Genomic DNA, 783 nt, shown 5'->3' on the forward strand with positions numbered 1-783 from the left:
GCCGGTCGAACGTGAGCTTGCCGTCGGGCTTCGGATACTCGATCGGCTTGCACTGCGAAGCGGGCTTGAGCATCTCGTGGTCGCGATGCTGGTGATGCAGCGTCCACGGCACATTGCCGCCCAGCAGCTTCTGCTCGATGCCCACCATCAGCGTGCCCAGGTACAGACCCTTGCTCATCCACTGCTTGAAGTTGCGCGCCCTGTACAGCTCCGTGTAAAGCCACGACTGCCTGAACGCTTCCGGGTAAGCCGCGAGTTCATCGCTCTGGCGGCCTGCCTGCACGGCTTCGAATGCCGCATCCGCGGCCAGCATGCCGGTCTTGATCGCCGCGTGGCTGCCCTTGATACGCGAGGCGTTCAAAAAGCCCGCATCGTCGCCCACGAGCGCGCCGCCCGGGAACACGAGCTTGGGCAGCGACATCAGGCCGCCCGCCGTGATCGCGCGCGCCCCGTACGAGACGCGCTTGCCGCCTTCGAGATACTTGCGGATTTCCGGATGCGTCTTGTAGCGCTGGAATTCCTCGAACGGCGAGAGATACGGGTTCTGGTACGCCAGACCCACGACAAAGCCCACCATCACCTGGTTGTGGTCGATGTGGTACAGGAATGAGCCGCCGTAGGTGTCCGATTCGAGCGGCCAGCCCGCGGTGTGGATCACGAGGCCGGGCTGGTGCTTCGAGGGATCGATCTCCCACAGTTCCTTGATGCCGATGCCGTAGACCTGCGGATCCGCATCCTTGCCGAGCTTGAACTTCTCGTTCAGTTGACGGCCCAGGTGCCCGC

The 783-nt window shown here is 63.7% G+C and carries 1 protein-coding gene; it reads right to left on the reverse strand.

Annotation, left to right across the window (positions count from 1 at the left end; all coding sequences use genetic code 11):
• Positions 1–783 (reverse strand): NAD(P)/FAD-dependent oxidoreductase (locus M3A49_RS42365; protein ID WP_266233991.1); only part of this gene is annotated, 783 nt, incomplete at both ends.

The organism is Paraburkholderia sp. CNPSo 3076, from assembly GCF_026343935.1.
In the GTDB taxonomy this organism is placed as follows: Bacteria; Pseudomonadota; Gammaproteobacteria; order Burkholderiales; family Burkholderiaceae; genus Paraburkholderia; species Paraburkholderia nodosa.